The organism is Mycolicibacterium hodleri (assembly GCF_025822245.1).
In the GTDB taxonomy this organism is placed as follows: Bacteria; Actinomycetota; Actinomycetes; order Mycobacteriales; family Mycobacteriaceae; genus Mycobacterium; species Mycobacterium hodleri.
Window position 1 is genome coordinate 35607 of record NZ_JACKTL010000019.1, and the last position, 15810, is coordinate 51416.

The 15810-nt window shown below is 69.2% G+C and carries 17 protein-coding genes; 7 read left to right on the plus strand and 10 right to left on the minus strand.

The features are described 5' to 3' along the window. Positions 1–3 precede the first annotated feature (3 nt). Genes H7J06_RS05675 through H7J06_RS05685 form a run of 3 tightly spaced genes read right to left on the minus strand, consistent with a single transcriptional unit; the run spans position 4 to position 3639 of the window. Entirely contained in the window at positions 4–639 is a 636-nt protein-coding gene (locus H7J06_RS05675; protein WP_264037683.1) for a class I SAM-dependent methyltransferase, read from the minus strand. Then, positions 639–1313 (minus strand): TetR/AcrR family transcriptional regulator, encoded by a 675-nt coding sequence (locus tag H7J06_RS05680; protein WP_264037684.1) that lies wholly within the window; start codon positions 1311–1313, stop codon positions 639–641. The genes H7J06_RS05675 and H7J06_RS05680 overlap by 1 nt, the downstream gene beginning before the upstream one ends. A 1-nt stretch (position 1314) precedes the next feature. Continuing rightward, the gene (locus H7J06_RS05685) at positions 1315–3639 is read right to left on the minus strand and encodes an MMPL family transporter (RefSeq protein WP_264037685.1); all 2325 of its coding nucleotides are present in this window, start codon (positions 3637–3639) and stop codon (positions 1315–1317) included. A 124-nt stretch (positions 3640–3763) separates the two neighbouring features. Between H7J06_RS05685 and H7J06_RS05690 the strand changes: the two genes are divergently transcribed. The 3 genes from H7J06_RS05690 (at position 3764) to H7J06_RS05700 (ending at position 4870) form a co-directional block, all read left to right on the plus strand. Beyond that, entirely contained in the window at positions 3764–4309 is a 546-nt protein-coding gene (locus tag H7J06_RS05690; protein WP_264037686.1) for a DoxX family protein, read from the plus strand. Positions 4310–4393: 84 nt separating this feature from the next. Continuing rightward, positions 4394–4516 carry a hypothetical protein gene (locus H7J06_RS05695; RefSeq protein ID WP_142271112.1) on the plus strand — a complete coding sequence of 41 codons (123 nt, stop codon included), beginning with the start codon at positions 4394–4396 and terminating at the stop codon, positions 4514–4516. Positions 4517–4747: 231 nt separating this feature from the next. Continuing rightward, the gene (locus tag H7J06_RS05700) at positions 4748–4870 is read left to right on the plus strand and encodes a hypothetical protein (protein WP_264037853.1); all 123 of its coding nucleotides are present in this window, start codon (positions 4748–4750) and stop codon (positions 4868–4870) included. Positions 4871–4940: 70 nt separating this feature from the next. Here H7J06_RS05700 and H7J06_RS05705 read toward each other — a convergent pair whose 3' ends face one another. The 3 genes from H7J06_RS05705 to H7J06_RS05715 are packed head-to-tail and all read right to left on the minus strand — an operon-like array spanning position 4941 to position 7828. Beyond that, entirely contained in the window at positions 4941–5936 is a 996-nt protein-coding gene (locus tag H7J06_RS05705) for an NAD(P)H-dependent flavin oxidoreductase (RefSeq protein ID WP_264037687.1), read from the minus strand. Between the two features lie 4 nt (positions 5937–5940). Then, positions 5941–6693 (minus strand): 3-hydroxyacyl-CoA dehydrogenase, encoded by a 753-nt coding sequence (locus tag H7J06_RS05710; protein ID WP_264037688.1) that lies wholly within the window; start codon positions 6691–6693, stop codon positions 5941–5943. Positions 6694–6736: 43 nt separating this feature from the next. Further along, the gene (locus H7J06_RS05715) at positions 6737–7828 is read right to left on the minus strand and encodes a CaiB/BaiF CoA transferase family protein (RefSeq protein ID WP_264037690.1); all 1092 of its coding nucleotides are present in this window, start codon (positions 7826–7828) and stop codon (positions 6737–6739) included. 105 nt (positions 7829–7933) lie between these two features. Between H7J06_RS05715 and H7J06_RS05720 the strand changes: the two genes are divergently transcribed. Both H7J06_RS05720 and tet(V) read left to right on the plus strand, forming a co-directional pair. Continuing rightward, positions 7934–8740: an enoyl-CoA hydratase gene (locus H7J06_RS05720; RefSeq protein WP_264037691.1), complete on the plus strand. Its 807-nt coding sequence runs from the start codon at positions 7934–7936 to the stop codon at positions 8738–8740. 192 nt (positions 8741–8932) lie between these two features. Further along, positions 8933–10210, plus strand: a complete 1278-nt coding sequence (gene tet(V), locus H7J06_RS05725; protein WP_264037692.1) for a tetracycline efflux MFS transporter Tet(V) — start codon at positions 8933–8935, stop codon at positions 10208–10210. Here tet(V) and H7J06_RS05730 read toward each other — a convergent pair whose 3' ends face one another. The 4 genes from H7J06_RS05730 to H7J06_RS05745 are packed head-to-tail and all read right to left on the minus strand — an operon-like array spanning position 10211 to position 13581. Beyond that, on the minus strand, positions 10211–10906 hold the full coding sequence (locus H7J06_RS05730) for a CPBP family intramembrane glutamic endopeptidase (RefSeq protein WP_372515246.1): 696 nt from the start codon (positions 10904–10906) through the stop codon (positions 10211–10213). Continuing rightward, complete coding sequence (locus tag H7J06_RS05735) at positions 10906–12051, minus strand: NAD(P)H-binding protein (RefSeq protein WP_264037695.1); 1146 nt, start codon at positions 12049–12051, stop codon at positions 10906–10908. The genes H7J06_RS05730 and H7J06_RS05735 overlap by 1 nt, the downstream gene beginning before the upstream one ends. Before the next feature lie 24 nt (positions 12052–12075). Further along, positions 12076–12600, minus strand: a complete 525-nt coding sequence (locus H7J06_RS05740) for a gamma carbonic anhydrase family protein (RefSeq protein ID WP_264037697.1) — start codon at positions 12598–12600, stop codon at positions 12076–12078. A gap of 24 nt (positions 12601–12624) precedes the next feature. Then, positions 12625–13581: a GlxA family transcriptional regulator gene (locus tag H7J06_RS05745; RefSeq protein WP_264037698.1), complete on the minus strand. Its 957-nt coding sequence runs from the start codon at positions 13579–13581 to the stop codon at positions 12625–12627. Positions 13582–13659: 78 nt separating this feature from the next. Between H7J06_RS05745 and H7J06_RS05750 the strand changes: the two genes are divergently transcribed. Together H7J06_RS05750 and H7J06_RS05755 are read left to right on the plus strand one after the other, a co-directional pair. Beyond that, positions 13660–14970 (plus strand): MFS transporter, encoded by a 1311-nt coding sequence (locus tag H7J06_RS05750; protein ID WP_372515247.1) that lies wholly within the window; start codon positions 13660–13662, stop codon positions 14968–14970. An 82-nt stretch (positions 14971–15052) separates the two neighbouring features. Continuing rightward, complete coding sequence (locus tag H7J06_RS05755) at positions 15053–15790, plus strand: fasciclin domain-containing protein (protein ID WP_264037700.1); 738 nt, start codon at positions 15053–15055, stop codon at positions 15788–15790. The last annotated feature ends 20 nt before the right edge of the window (positions 15791–15810 follow it).

A 15810-nucleotide genomic window follows, 5' to 3' on the forward strand; every position in this document is an offset into this window, starting at 1 on the left:
TCGCTACGCGGGTCGCACGGCCCGGCCGATCGCGGTCTCCGACACCGGCACCGGCACCCATGCCGGCATCACCCACTCGTGGCGGCCCTCGCGCACCTCGAACCCGGCGCCCACGATCGACCGTTCGGTGTCGCGGTGGGTGTGGCAGTTGCCCAGCAGGCGTGGCCAGATGGTCGCGTCGGCCAGCTTTTGCAGCGGCGCCCGCGCCCCGCCGCTGGCGACGTGCTCGAGGTACCGAAGCTCGCCGCCGGGCCGCAGCATCGAAAACAGTTGGCGCAGAACGCCGTCGGGGTCCTCGACCGAGCACAGCACCAGCGAGCAGACGACGGCGTCGAAGGGCTCGTCGGTCTGAAAGTCCTCGACGGTGTCGGTGGTGACGGTCACCGGTACCGTCGCCGACGCCGCGGCCCGCGTGGCGATGGCCGCGAGCCGCCGCTCCGGTTCGACGGCGACCACCTCGGTGACCGTGGCCGGGTACAGCTCGAAGTTGGTGCCGGTACCGGCCCCCACCTCGAGCACGCGTCCCGTCAGTCCGGCCAAATTCTCGCGACGCAGCCGCCGGACCGTCTCCGGCTCGCGGCTGGTCATGTTCGACCACAGCCGCGCGAAGAACGGGTTGTCCACCACGTCGGCAGCCATCAGTTCACCAGCCCCTTGATCTTGCCGACCGCCTCCATCGGCGGCACGTCCAGTCCCAGCATTCCCGTCACGATGTGCCCGCAGCACGCGGATCGCATCACCCGGTCGGCGAACGCCTCGACGTCGCCGAAGGGCAGATAGGGTCGCGAAATGGCAAGGGCGGCAACGCCGTGCGCCACCGTCCACAGTTCCAATGCGGCCATGGTGGCATCGCCCGCCGGGTAGACGGCCTCGTCCATCAGCGACTCCACCGACGCCCGCATGTGCACGAACGCCGAGCTGTTGAGGGTGACGTCGACGTCGCTGCCGGGCCTGCCCTCGCCCATCGTGGCGATGCGGTACAGCTCGGGGTTCGCCATGGCGAAGCGGATGTACGCCAACCCCTGCGCCCGCAACCGGTCGATCGTCGACGGCTGGTCCAGCGCCACCTGCTGCATCACCTGGTCCAGCGCCTCGAAGTACCTGGCGCACACCGCGTCCAGGAGGGCGTCCTTGTCGGCGAAGTGCAGATAGATCGACGGCGGCGTGACGCCTACGCGATGCGCCACCGAGCGGATCGACACCGCCTTGGCGTGCCCCGTCTCCATCAGCAGATCGGTGGTGGCGTCGAGGATCTCCTCGCGGAGGTGATCCCCGGAACCTCTGGCGGCCCGGCGACGCTTGAGCGGCGTCACGTCAGCGACCGTCTGCCGAGGCGACCATGCCGCGGTCTGACGTCGGCCGAATCTCGTGGTCGGGCCCCAAACCGGCCTCGCTGATGCCGATCCGCTGGTGCAGCCAGACCAGCGGCCGTGGCGCCCACCAGTTCCAGCCACCCATCACGTGCATGAACGCGGGCACCAGCACCATCCGGACGAGCGTGGCGTCGACCAGCACCGCCAATGTCAGGCCGACGCCGAACATCCGCATGAACGACACCTCGGCGGCGATCAGCGCGGCGAACGATATCGACATCACCAGGGCGGCGGCGGTGATCACGCGCCCGGTGCGGGCCAGACCCAGGGCGACGGCCTCGTCGTTGTCGGCACGCGCCGCGTGGATGGCCCGCAGACCCGACGGCGTCGCATCCCCGTTCGCCCTCAGCCCCAGCCAGTACTCCCGGATGCGGGCGACCAGGAAGACCTCGTAGTCCATCGACAACCCGAAGGCGATGCAGAACAGGAGCACCGGCATGTTGGCGACGAGCGTTCCGGTCGGCGTGGTGCCCAGCGCGTTCAGATGGCCGTCCTGGAAGATCCACACCAGCGCGCCAAAGGCGGCGGTCAACGAAAGGATGTTCAGCAGAACGGCTTTCAGCGGCAGGGTGACGCTGCCGGTGAGCAGGAACAGCAGACCGAACGTGATGACGGCGATGAGCCCGAGCACCCACGGCAACCGGGTGGTGATCGCCTGCACGCTGTCGCGGTTGATCTGCGCGACGCCGCCCAGCTGGACGTCGCGGCCGCCCGGTCCGGCGACGCCGTGCAGCGCGTCGAGCTGCGCCTCGGAGGCGTCGGAGAACAGCGACGCCGTGCTGCCGACGCTGAGGAACGCGCTGCCGTCGGCCAACCCGGTGGCGGCCGACGGTGGGCCTACTCTGGCGCCGCCGACGAACGTCCCCGTCGGCGCGGAGACCGAGGCCACGTCGGGCACCTTGGACAGGTCGGCGGCGTACGTCCCGAGCGCATCTGGTGCGAGTCCGTCGACGTCGGGGACGACGACGGTCACCGTGGTCGACGAGTCGTCGGCGAAGTCGTCACGAAGCTGGTCGCCCACCTGGTGCGCGGACGCCGACGTGGGCAACACCCGGTCGTCGGGGAATCCCCACCGCACGCTGAGGAACGGGGCTCCGAGCGCGAGCAACAGCACCACCACGGTCAGTCCGACGGGGATCGCGTGGCGCATGACCGCCTTGGTGGAGCGGTACCAGAAGATCTGCTCGACGGGTTTGGCCGTGGGCTCGTCCCTGCGCAACAACCGTCGCAACGGTCGACGGACGTCGAGGCCGTCGAGCCGGTCGCCGAGCAGCCAGATCGCGGCGGGCGTGACGACGACCGCCGCGGCGGCGGCGAACGCCACCGTGGCGACGCCCGCGTAGGCGAAGGACTTCAGGAAGTACATGGGGAACATCAGCATCGCGGCCATCGACAGCGCGACCGTGGTGGCGGAGAACAGCACCGTCCGGCCGGCGGTCGACATCGTGCGGATCAGGGCCTGGTCGCGGGGGACGCCGTCGGCGAGCTCGTCGCGGTAGCGGCTAAGGATCAGCAGCGTGTAGTCGATGGCCAAGGCCAGCCCGAGTGCGGTCGAGAGGTTGAGGGCGAAGATCGACACGTCGGTGCCGAGCGTGATGAGCCGCAGCACCGACATCGACCCCACGATCGCCAGGCCGCCGACGAGCATCGGCAACGCGGCGGCCACCAGCCCCCCGAACACCCACACCAGCACCAGGAAGCTCAGCGGGATGGCGATCGACTCCATCAGCAGCAGGTCGCGTTCGGTCTGCGCGGTGATCTGGGCGTTCACCATGGCGAGGCCGCCGGAGCGAACGGTGACGCCGTCACGGTCCTGCGTGACGGCGTCGGACAGTTCCTTGGCGTACTTCTGGGCGTCGTTCTCGCCGCCGGTGATGCCGGCGACGACGAGGCCGGAGGTGCCGTCCCTGCTGGTGAGTGCCGCCGCGGCGGCCGGGGGGACGGTCCACGCCGAGGTGACGTCGGCGACGTGCGGAGACTGCTTCAGCCGGGTGACGACGTCGTCGGCGACCTTGGTCGCGGTGGGGCTTCTGATGCCGTCCGGCGCCGTCACGGTGACCAGCATCTGCATGTCACCCTGCCCGAACTTGTCGGTGAGCAGCCGGCCGGCCAGAGACGATTCCGCGTTCGGGTCTTGGAAGCCGCCCGCCGAGAGGCTCTTGGCCACCGGGATGCCGAAGATCGCGGCGGCGACCATGACCAGCGCGGCGACGGCCAGGATGCGGCGTGGTGCGGCGATCGCCGAGCGTGCGATGCGGTGCAGCACACGGTCCCCTTCCTGTAGTACCGGCGGTAACTTATCAGCGTTAACTTGAATTGGTCAACGCCTCTCCCCTCAATGGCACGACGGCGGGGGACGGATCGTTCAACGCACCCCTAGGGTGGTCGCCATGGCGACGACCGGCGTGCTCACACGGCGAACCAGGAACGCCACGTCACTGCACGACGTCGGGGTCCTGATCCTGCGGATCGGGGTGGCCGGCACCGCGCTGCAGGCCGGCATCCTCAAGGCGGTCGACTTCACCTCCACCGCGCAGTTCATGGCGAACGGTGGCTGGCGGTCGCCCACATTCGCCGCCTACCTGGTGACGGCCACCGAGATCGCCGGCGGCGCCGCACTGCTGCTGGGTTTGCTGACTCCGTTGGCCGCGTGCGGCATCCTCGCGGCGATGATCGACGCCTGGGCGGTCACCGTGTCCGGCGCCGCCGTGTGGTCGGATCCCTTCAACGTGCCGTTCCTCGTGGCGTTTGCCGGAGCGGCCTTGCTCTTCGTCGGGGCCGGCGGCCATTCCGTGGACGCCCGCGTGTTCGCGCGACCGAGCTGGCCGGGGACCGTGACGATCCCGTTGTTCCTGGTCGCAGTGGCCGCGGCGGTCGCCACCTGGGTGCTGCTGAACGGCGTCAACCCGCTGCACCTGAGCGCCCCGGGGGCCTAGAACCCTACTTCGAGGTAAGAATTGCCAGGGTTTTCCGAATCGTGACTCAAAGAACTCTTAATGGTGATGGTTACTGTCCAGTACATGTGGATCGACGACACCAGCGCAGATGTCATCAAGGTTGACTTCGAGGCCTTCTACCACGGGGACTTCCTCGTCGAGGGTGACTGCTCCGAGCAGTTCCCCGACCTCGCCCAAGCCGTCTAATCGGTCGCGGGTTCACCCGCAACCAACGCGAGCCGACCGGTCGCACCCTCGGGTGCACACGGGATCCGTCCTGCCCACGCGGTAGGCGAAGCCGCCGACGTATCCGTCGGCGGCTTCTTGCGTTCTCGGCCGGGTGGCACAGGGGACGAACCTACTTCCCGGTAACAATTGCCACCATTTTCAGAATCCAGGCTCAGAGTTCTCTCAATGCCTGAGGTTACTGTTCAGTACATGTGGATCGACGAGAGCAATGCCAACGTCATCAAGGTTGATTTCGAGGCCCTCTACCACGGGGACTTCCTCGTCGAGGGAGACACTGCCGAGCAGTTTCCGGACCTCGCCGAAGCCGTCTGAGACGGCGCCTGCCAGACCGATACACGAAGAGCCGCCGACCATGGGTCGGCGGCTCTCGTGCGTCTAGGGGTCAAGCGGTAGCCGCAACGGGGGTGGCCACCATGCCGCCCAGCCGTGCGGTGATGACGTCCTCCGCCTCCCGCACGATGCGGGAGATCAGCTCGTCGCACGTCGGGATGTCGTTGATCAGGCCCATCACGGTGCCCACCGTCCAGATGCCGGCGTCCAGATCGCCGTCGTCGAACACCTTGCGCCCGCGAACCCCGGCCACCAGATCCTTGACGTCCTCGAACTGACCGCCGCCCTTGAGAATCTCCACCACTTCGCGCGACACCACGTTGCTCGCGACACGGGCGGTGTTGTGCAGGGTGCGGAAGATCAACTCGGTGCCACGCTCGTCGCCGGCGACGATGGCGTCCTTGACGTTCTGGTGGATGCACGATTCGACGGTGCACATGAACCGCGTGCCCATGTTGACCCCGTCGGCCCCCAGCGCCAGCGCCGCGACCAGTCCACGGGCGTCGCCGAAGCCGCCGGAGGCGATCATCGGAATCTCGATCTGCGCGGCAGCCGCCGGGATGAGCACCAGCCCGGGGACGTCGTCCTCGCCCGGATGGCCGGCGCACTCGAAGCCGTCGATGCTGATGCCGTCGACGCCCAGCCCCTGAGCCTTCACCGCGTGCCGCACCGAGGTGCACTTGTGCAGCACCTTGATGCCGTGGTCGTGGAACATCGGCAGGTGTGGGGCCGGGTTGGAGCCCGCGGTCTCGACGATCTTGACGCCCTCGTCGACGATCACCTGCCGGTACTCGTCATACGGCGGAGGGTTGATCGACGGCAGGATCGTCAGGTTCACCCCGAACGGCTTGTCGGTCAGCTCACGGGTCTTGGCGATCTCGCGCGCCAGGTCCGCGGGGGTGGGCTGCGTCAGCGCGGTGATGAAGCCAAGTCCGCCCGCATTGGCCACGGCCGCAACGAGTTCGGCGCGGCCGACCCACTGCATGCCGCCCTGGGCGATCGGATGCTCTACACCGAAGACCTCGGTGAACTTCGTCGTGATGCTCATGGCTCTACCGGGGAGCCATCCGGATCGCGCCGTCCAGGCGGATCACCTCGCCGTTGAGCATCGGGTTCTCCACGATGTGCTGCGCGAGCGCGCCGTACTCGTCCGGATCGCCGAGGCGGGCGGGATGGGGCACCTGCGCACCGAGCGAGCGCTGCGCCTCCTCGGGCAGCGAGCCCAGCAGAGGGGTCTTGAACAGGCCCGGCGCGATGGTGCACACGCGGATCAATTCGCGGGACAGGTCTCGGGCGATCGGCAGGGTCATGCCGACCACTCCGCCCTTGGACGCCGAGTACGCCGCCTGGCCGATCTGGCCGTCGAAGGCCGCCACCGACGCGGTGTTGACGATGACGCCGCGCTCCTCACCCACGGGTTCGGTCTTGGCGATCCGCTCGGCGGCCAACCGGATCACGTTGAAGGTGCCGATCAGGTTGACCTCGACGACCTTGCGGAACCCGTCGAGCGGGAACGGGCCGTTCTTGCTCACCGTCTTGACCGCGTTGCCGATGCCGGCGCAGTTGACGTTGATGCGCAGCGGCCCCATCGACTCGGCGACGTCGAGAGCCTTGGCGACGGCGTCCTCGTCGGTGACGTTGGCGGTGACGAACTTGGCGCGCTCACCGAGCTCGGCGACCACCTCCTCGCCCTTCAGATCGATGACCACGACACTGCCGCCGGCGTCCAGCAGTCGCTTGACAGTCGCCAGGCCCAGGCCCGACGCACCTCCCGTGACGACCGCTACCGAGTCCTTGATCTGCACTGATCGGTTCCCTTCGTTAATTCAACCCACTGGTTGGTTGGGACTATACCCAATCCCGCAGAACGGCCTCGGTGTCCGCACCCTTCTCGCCGGGCGGCGTCGGGGTCGGGGGCACGCTGCGCGAGAAGCGGGGAGCGGGAGCGGGCTCCAGGTTGGCGCCGTCACGGAAGAAGGTGCCGCGTTCGGTGATGTGCGGTTCGCTCTCCACCTCGCCGAAGCTCAGGACGGGGGTGACGCAGGCGTCGGTGCCGTTGAACACCGCGGCCCAGTGGTCCCGATCGTGCTCGCGGAACGCCGCGGCGAACGTCGCCCGCAGTTCCTCCGCGCGCGCCGCGTCGTGCTGGCCGGGCAGGTCCGCCCCGTCCAGCCCGAGCCCGGAGAGCAGCTGCGCGTAGAACTGCGGCTCGATCGCCCCGACGGCGACGTACTTGCCGTCGGCGGTTTCGTAGGTGTCGTAGAACGGCGCACCCGTGTCGAGCATGTTGACACCGCGCTCGTCGCTCCACATGCCGCCGGCGCGGAAGCTCCACATCATCTGAGACAGCACGCTGGAGCCGTCGACCATGGCGGCGTCGACGACCTGGCCCTTGCCGGAGGTCTGTCGCTCCCACAGCGCGGAGAGGATGCCGACGATCAGGAACATCGACCCGCCGCCGAAGTCCCCGGCGAGGTTCAGCGGCGGCACGGGTCGCTCGCCCTTGCGGCCGATCGCGTGCAGGACGCCGTTGAGCGAGATGTAGTTGATGTCGTGGCCGGCCTGCTGCGCGCGCGGCCCGGTCTGACCCCACCCCGTCATGCGGCCGTAGATCAGTCGCTCGTTGACCGCGGCGCAGTCCTCCGGCCCCAGGCCGAGGCGTTCGGTCACCCCGGGGCGGTAACCCTCGATGAGCACGTCGGCCTTGGCGATCAGCCGCAACACCAGTTCGCGACCCTCGTCGCTCTTCAGGTCTGCCGCGACCGAACGCCGGTTGCGCAGCATCGAATCACGGCCGCCGACGGGCACGCCGCCACCCTTGCCCGGCCGCTCGACGCGCACCACGTCGGCACCGAGGTCGCCGAGGATCATCGCGGCGTGCGGCCCCGGGCCGATCCCGGCGAGCTCGACGACCCGCAATCCGTGCAGTGGTCCAGTCATCGTTGACACCCTCCAGCAGTTCGACCCAGTTGACCGCGACATAGCTTACTTGTATAACCAAGTCGACCGATCGCGGGCCTCGCGCTCGCTCAACCAGAGGCGGGCATGACCAATACCGAGACCTACACCGGCATCGACGATCTCACCGTGACGCTGCACGACGGGGTTCTCGTGGTGACGCTGAACCGGCCCGACAGCCTCAACTCGCTGACGGCCGCCATGCTCGAGACCATCGCCGACACGATGGAGCGCGCGGCCACCGATCCCGCCGTGCGCGTCGTGCGCCTCGGCGGCGCGGGACGCGGCTTCAGCTCCGGCGCCGGCATCGGCCCCGACGACGCCGCGCCCGATTCCGACGATCCGTTCGGCGACACGTTGTCGGCGGCCAACCGCGCCGTCCGCTCCATCGTCGCGCTACCCAAGCCGGTGGTGTCGGTCGTGCAGGGCCCGACCGCCGGGGTCGGGGTGTCGCTGGCGGTCGCCGCCGACGTGGTCTTGGCCTCGGAGAAGGCGTACTTCCTGTTGGCGTTCACCAAGATTGGGCTCATGCCCGACGGAGGCGCCTCGGCGTTGGTGGCGGCCTCCATCGGCCGGGCCCGGGCGATGCGGATGGCGCTGCTGGCCGAGCGCCTCTCCGCCGCCGACGCGTTCGCCGCGGGACTGGTCAGCTCGGTGCACGCGGCCGACGACCTCGAGGCCGAGGCGAACGCGGTGATCGAGACGCTGAAGTCCGGGCCCGCGGTGGCTCTGCGCAAGACCAAGGCCGCCGTCAACGCCGCCACGTTGACCGAGCTCGAGGGCGCGCTCGCGCGCGAGACCGAGGGGCAATTGGCCCTGCTGTCGTCCCACGACTTCCGTGAGGGCACCACGGCGTTTCAGCAGCGGCGGCCGGCGACCTTCACCGACGACTGACGGGCGCCGCCCTGGGCACGGACCCGGTCTCGAAGTCTCCATCACCGGCGCTATCACTGCGCGGGTGATATCGCCGGTGATAACGGATTCCAGATCGGGTGGGTCCTCGCTCCTGGGGATGAGCCGTCGACGACCCCGTGATTCGCCGAAAATCGTTCGACTCGGCGGGGGGCGATCAGCCACCATCACCGAGTGAGTACGCATGTCGAACTAGAACCGCCGGTCACCGGCGGCTGGCGCGTGCTCGCACCATTCCGGTTCCGCGAATACCGCTTGCTGATCGGCGCACTGTCCATCTCGATCTTCGCCGAGGGCATGTGGGCCGTGGTGATGGCGATGCAGGTGATCGCCCTCGACGACGATCCCGCGTCGCTGTCCCTGGTGGCCACCTGCCTGGGCACCGGCCTAGTCGCGTTCGTCCTGATCGGCGGGATCGCGGCCGACCGGATCAACCAGCGCACCATCATCATCGCCGTCGAGACGGTCAACGTCGCCGTCGTCCTGACGGTCGCGACGTTGAGTTCTCTTGGCGTGCTTCGCATCTGGCACCTCGCCGTCGGGGCCGGCACACTGGGTGTCGCCGCGGCGTTCTTCTTTCCCGCCTACAGCGCCATGCTTCCGCGGATCCTGCCCGCCGACCAGCTGCTGGCCGCCAACGGCGTCGAGGGCGTCGTACGCCCGGTGTTCCAGCGAGCCGTCGGACCCGCGGTCGCCGGCGTCCTGGTCGGCATGACGTTCCCCGCCCTCGGTGCGTTCACCGTGGCCGCCCTGTTCGCGATCGGCCTGGTGCTGCTCGTCGCCACCCGGCCGGCGAAAACCGTTGCGCCGCAGCATGAACAGGCACAAACCCATGTGCTGCGCGACATGCGCGACGGAGTTCGCTTCATGGTGCACACCCCCTGGTTGCTGTGGACGCTGCTGTTCGCGTGCGTATTCGTGCTGGTGGTCCTCGGCCCGATCGAGGTGCTGCTGCCCTTCATCGCACAGCGCCGGTTCGACGACGGCGCACGGATGTACGGCTTCATCCTGGCGGCCTTCGGGATCGGCAGCGCGATAGGTGCGCTAACCGTGTCGTCGGGTCGGCTGCCGCGCCGCTACCTGACGGTGATGATGGTGATGTGGGGCGCGGGTTCGCTGCCGCTGGTGATCGTCGGCGCAACGTCGTCGTTTCCGTTGATGGCCGCGGCGACGTTCGTCGTCGGCGTCACCGACGGTGCGGGCAGCGTGATCTGGGGAACGCTGCTTCAGCGCCGGGTGCCGAGGGAGATGCTGGGCCGCGTGTCGAGTCTGGACTTCTTCGTCTCGCTGGCGTTCATGCCGCTGTCGTTCGCGATCGCGGGTCCGCTGTCGAAGGTCGTGCCGATGGAGACGATCTTCGTCGCAGCCGGCGTCGTACCGGTCGTCCTCGCGGCCATCGCGATGGTGGCGGCGCGGATGCCCCGTGACGAGATCGCGAACCCGCTGCGGTAGCTAGACGCCGAACATCGGCGGCAGTGCGAGCACCATGACCAGACCCCAGAAGAAGTGGGTCAGCATGGGCGCGAGCACGCCGCCGGTGATTCGGCGTTCGTAGGCGCACACCGCGCCGAGGATGATGCCGGCGAAGCCCAGCATGGGGTTGCCCGCCGCGGACACGGCCAGGGCGTAGACGATCGTGGAGACGATCTCGGGATGGAACCGGCCGAGCGAGCTGAACAACGCGCCACGGAAGAACATTTCCTCGGCGACCCCGTTGATCACGGTGATCAACACGACCAGCCACAGCGAGCCGTAGTTGGCGTACTCCAGGACCGCGACGATGTATTCGCGCACCGGGGCGATCTCGCGGCACACCAACCCACCGACGATGAACACCAGGCCGAGCGCCACGCCGACGCCCGCACCCGTGAAGATCGGCCGCCGCAGCTTGCCGCGGAACGTCACGGCGCCGAGGTGCAGCGGCCCGGAGAGTCGGGCCCCTATCGCCCACACCGCGGCCAGTGCCAGCGTCAGCACGTAGAACGCGGTCTCACCCGGCGTGGTGCGCAGCGACGTCCCCAGCAGGGACGCTCCGATCACCAACACCACGGCCACGACGACGCGGCGCCGCCGGACCAGGATCGGCGGCTCGTCGTGCGGTGCGGCCGGCGTCGCCGCGATCGCACCGATGTCGGAGAAGAATCCGATCACGACAATCCCTTCGGGGCGAGTCCAATCACGGTGTCCAAGCCGGTCCGCACCCAGCCGGCGACGGGTCCGGGGACGGCGCAAAGCAGGCCGAGCGCGGGGTGCGCGACCGACGGGGTGACCGCCGACGCGAGAGTACGAATCCGAGTGACGTCGCCGCCGGCCCACGCGGGATCGGTGTCGGCGAGGTGGTGCGGATCGGCCAGCTGGTCGACCGGCAGCCGGTGGTGTCCGGACAGCGACAACTTGATCGCGTCCTCTGTGCTCACCGGACCACCCGGCGGCTCGGGCACCAAACCCTTGAGCCCGTCGTTGGACGCGATCATCGGATAGTCAAGGGACTGAACGAGATCCGCGGCGAGCGCGCGCGGTACCGGCACGAAGAGGGCGGCCACCTGCGACACCAGTTCCATGTTGACGTCCGGCACGGGCACCCCGCTGCGCCACAACCCCGACACCCGCGCATAGGTCAGCAGCAGGTCACCGTAGGTCGTCGTCTCGGGTCCGCGAATGTCGTAGGAGCCGGGGGGCACCCGGTCGGAGTCGGCCGCCGCGATCAGGTAGTAGAGGACGTCGCTGATCGAGATGGGGTCCAGCGGGTTGTTCGCCCACGGCGGCATGGGGATCAGGAGGAACCGGTCGCCCACGGCGCGCAGCATCTCGAACGACGTCGAACCGGCGCCGATGATGATCGCGGCACCCAGCCACACGACCTCCGGTCCCTCGTCGAGGGTGAGCGCCTCGGCGACCTCCGCACGGCCGGCAAGGTGTTCGGAGAGCTCGTCACCCTCGGGCACGAAGCCGCCGAGGTAGACGATGCGCCGGACGCCCGCGTCCTTCGCGGCCCGGGCCACGTTGGCGGCCGCGGCGTTGTCGGCCTCGCGATAGCCGGGTTGCCCGATGCCGTGCACCAGGTAGTAGACGACGTCGACCGGTCCGCAGACCCCAAAGGCGCTGCTCGCCGATTCCGGATCGGCGGCGTCGAGCATCACCGGCGTCACGTCGTCGATCCACCCGAAGTCACCGAGTCGCTCGGGATTGCGGCTGGCCACGACCACCTCGTGCCCCTCGCCGAGCAGAGCGGCGACGAGCCGGGAGCCGATGTAGCCGGTCGCTCCGGTGACGAGTGTGCGCATGGGTTTCACCGTAGGTAGGTACCCGCGCGAAAGCTATTCCACCGCAGTGCGGTGGACGTCACTCAAATGCTCGTAGACCTGCGCGTTGAGGCGATTGTGGCCGATCTCGTCGGCGCTGAGTTCGCGCTTGACCTTGCCCGGCACGCCCGCGACCAGAGAGCCCGGGGGGATGACGGCGCCCTGGCCGACCACCGCGCCGGCGGCCACCAGCGAACCGGCGCCGACGCGGGCTCCGTTGAGCACGACCGCGCCCATCCCGATCAGGCAACCGTCCTCGATAGTGCAACCGTGCAGTACGGCGTTGTGGCCGACGCTGACGCCGGCCCCGATGCTGGCCGGAAAACCGGGGTCGACGTGGACCGTCACGTTGTCCTGCAGGTTGGCGCCGTCGCCGATCTCGATGGGTTCGAACTCCGCACGCAGGACGGCGCCGTACCAGACACTTGCCTTCGCCCCGACCGTCACCCGACCGATGACGGTGGCGTTGGGCGCGACCCACGACTCCGGGTGCAGCTGCGGCCCGTGGCCGTCGACGGACAGGATCAGCGGCTCTGGCATGGCCGAAATCCTAGCCGTGGCGGTTCAGGCGCCCTGAAAGACCTTGCGGTAGCTCGACGGGGACATCCCCAGCCCGCGTCGCAGCTGGTGACGCAGATTGCCGCCGGTGCCCAGGCCCGCGAGGCGTGCCACCTCGTCGATCGCGAGGTCGCCGGACTCGAGGAGTTCGCGGGCGTGGTCGACCCGCCGGCTGCGGATCCACGCGCCGGGCGCCTGCCCGGTCTCGTCGCGGAAGCGGCGGTTGAAGGTGCGCACGCTCATGTGGGCATGCCGGGCCAGGCGTTCGACCGTCAGATCCTCGTGGAGGTGCGCCGACGCCCACGCCCGGGTGGCCGCGGTGGACGCGTCGTCCTGCACGGGGAGGTGCCGGTCGACGAACTGCGCCTGGCCACCTTCGCGCCACGGCGGCACGACGCAATGCCGGGCGACCGCGTTGGCGACCTGGACGCCGTGGTCGGAGCGGATGACGTGCAGGCACAGGTCGATGCCGGCCGCCAGACCGGCGGAGGTCAGCACGTCGCCGTCGTCGACGAACAGCACGTTCTCGTCGACGTCGATGCTGGGAAACATGCCGCGCAGCTCGGGCGCGAACTTCCAGTGCGTCGTGGCGCGGCGACCGTCGAGCAGGCCCGCCGCCGCCAGCACGAAGGCGCCGGTGCAGATGGACAGCATGCGGGTCCCCGGTCGAATCGAGTCGAACGCCGCCCGCGCGGCAGGGGTCAGCACACCGTGGTCGCGCGCCGACGGAAACCGCGTGCCGGGGACGACGACGGTGTCGGCGGTCGCCAGCGCCTCGGGACCGGCGGCGGGCACCATGCCGAACCCACTGGTCGTGGGCACCGGATCGGTGTCGAGGCCGCACACCACGACGTCGTAGAGCGGTTGGTCGTCCTCGCCGGCGGCCTCACCGAACAGCAGCGGGGCAATCGCTGCGTCGAACCCCACGACGGGCGGGAGCAGGAGGACGGCGACGCGGTGCATGCGTCCAGTTTGGCACGTTCTTGACGGGTCGTGTCATTCATGCCACTGGCGGACCGGCTCCCAAGACGACATCGTGTGCTGGTGACAATCGCCAAACCAGACGTCGAGCGTCGTCCCCGCCTGCACAGGGCCTGGGTGATCGCCGCGGTCAGCTTCGTCGCGATCCTGGGCGCAGCCGGCTTCCGTTCGGTGCCCGGCGTCATGATGAACCCGCTGCACCACGAGTTCGGCTGGTCGCACGGCACGGTCGGGTTGGCGATGTCGGTCAACATGACGTTGTTCGGGCTCACCGCACCGTTCGCCGCTGCTCTGATGGACCGCTTCGGGGTGCGCCCGGTTCTGACGGTGGCCCTGCTGCTGGTCTCCGCGGGGTCGGCGTTGTCGGTGACGATGACGACCAGTTGGCAGCTGGTGCTGCTGTGGGGCGTGCTGGTCGGCGTCGGGACCGGGTCGATCTCGATGGGCTTCGTGGCCACCATCGCGACGCGCTGGTTCGAACACCGGCGCGGGCTGGTCACCGGCGTCCTGACCGCGGCGAGTGCCACGGGCCAGCTGATCTTCCTGCCGGTGGTCGCCGAGGTCACCACCCGGCACGGGTGGCGGTGGGCGTCGCTCATCGTGGCGGCGGCGGCGCTCAGCGTCGTACCGCTGGTGCTGGTGTTCATGCGGAATTACCCGAGGGACGTCGGGCTGACCGCATACGGGGCAACGGAGGAAGTGCCCGCCGTGGTGCCGGCCGGCAGCTTCCGAGCGGCCTTCGACGGCCTCCGGATCGGCGTCCGCGTACCGGCGTTCTGGCTGCTCGCCGGCAGCTTCGCCATCTGCGGCATGACCACCAACGGGCTCATCGGCACGCACTTCATCCCCGCCGCCAACGACCACGGCATGCCGAGCACCGTCGCGGCCGGCCTGCTCGCGACGATCGGCGTCCTCGACGTGGTGGGCACGATCTTCTCGGGCTGGCTGACCGATCGCGTGGACCCGCGGCTGCTGCTCGTCGTCTACTACCTGGGCCGGGGCGTCTCGCTGCTGCTCCTGCCGTCGCTGCTCTCGCCCCACGCCGAGCCGAGCACCTGGGTGTTCGTCATCTTCTACGGCCTCGACTGGGTGGCGACGGTGCCACCGACCATCGTGCTGTGCCGCCGCTACTTCGGCGGGCGCACGCCGGTGGTGTTCGGTTGGGTGTTCGCCTCCCACCAGCTGGGGGCTGCGGTCGCCGCCGCCGGCGCGGGGTGGCTGCGTGACCTCGAAGGCGACTACGACCTCGCGTTCTACCTCGCATCCGGGCTGTGTGCCGTGGCCGCGCTACTTTGTCTGAGCATACGGAAACCGCAGGTCAGCGCCGCTCCGGAGCAGGTCGCGCACGGATCCGACTTTGCCGATTCGTGATCTGAGCCCTTACGCTTCCACTGGCGTCGTCACGAGAGTCGGGCTCTAGGCGACGCGATCAACCACGTTGAGGAGCCGAAAAGTGAAGACTCGCACCAGTCGAGCCATTGGAATGTCCGCCGCGGTCGCCGCGATCGCCGTGTCGCTGCCGTTGGCGATCACCGCGCAGGCAGATCCCCCGCCGACCACGGCGGCCGACGTCAAGCCGCTGCCGGACTGGCAGGGCAACTGCGATCCGGTACGCACCGAGCTGGCGCCGAGCGGTGTCACCAAGGAGAGCCTGGCCACGCTGCCCCTCGGGCAGGTGCTGGCCAAGATCCCGTCGCTGAGCACGTTCACCTCGGCGGTCAACGGTGGGCTCAACCCCGCCGTCAACGTCCTGCCCGTGCTCGAGAACGGCCCGTACGTGGTCTTCGCGCCGAACAACGACGCGTTCGCCAAGCTCGATCCCGCCGCCCTCGAGGCCATCAAGGCCGACCCCACCGCGCTCAGCAAGCTCGACTACTACCACGTGTTCCTCGGCCTTCTGGGCCCCGGCGACGTGGCCGGTCAGCGACCGACTCAAGAGGGCGCCGAGGTCAAGGTCACCGGCAAGGACGGCGACATCAAGGTCAACGACACCGCCAAGGTGATCTGCGGTGGCATCCAGGCCGCCAACGCCCGGATCTACATCCTCGACACCGTGCTGGATCCGAATTCTCCGCCGGAGCCGATCACGCCGAAGACGTCGTTCGACGGCACGGGCAAGCCGCTCACGCCGACCAGCACCACGACGTCGGCCCAGCCCGCCGAACCGGCCCCCGCGCCGGCCGCCGGCTGACCCCACCCGTACGCGGTTTC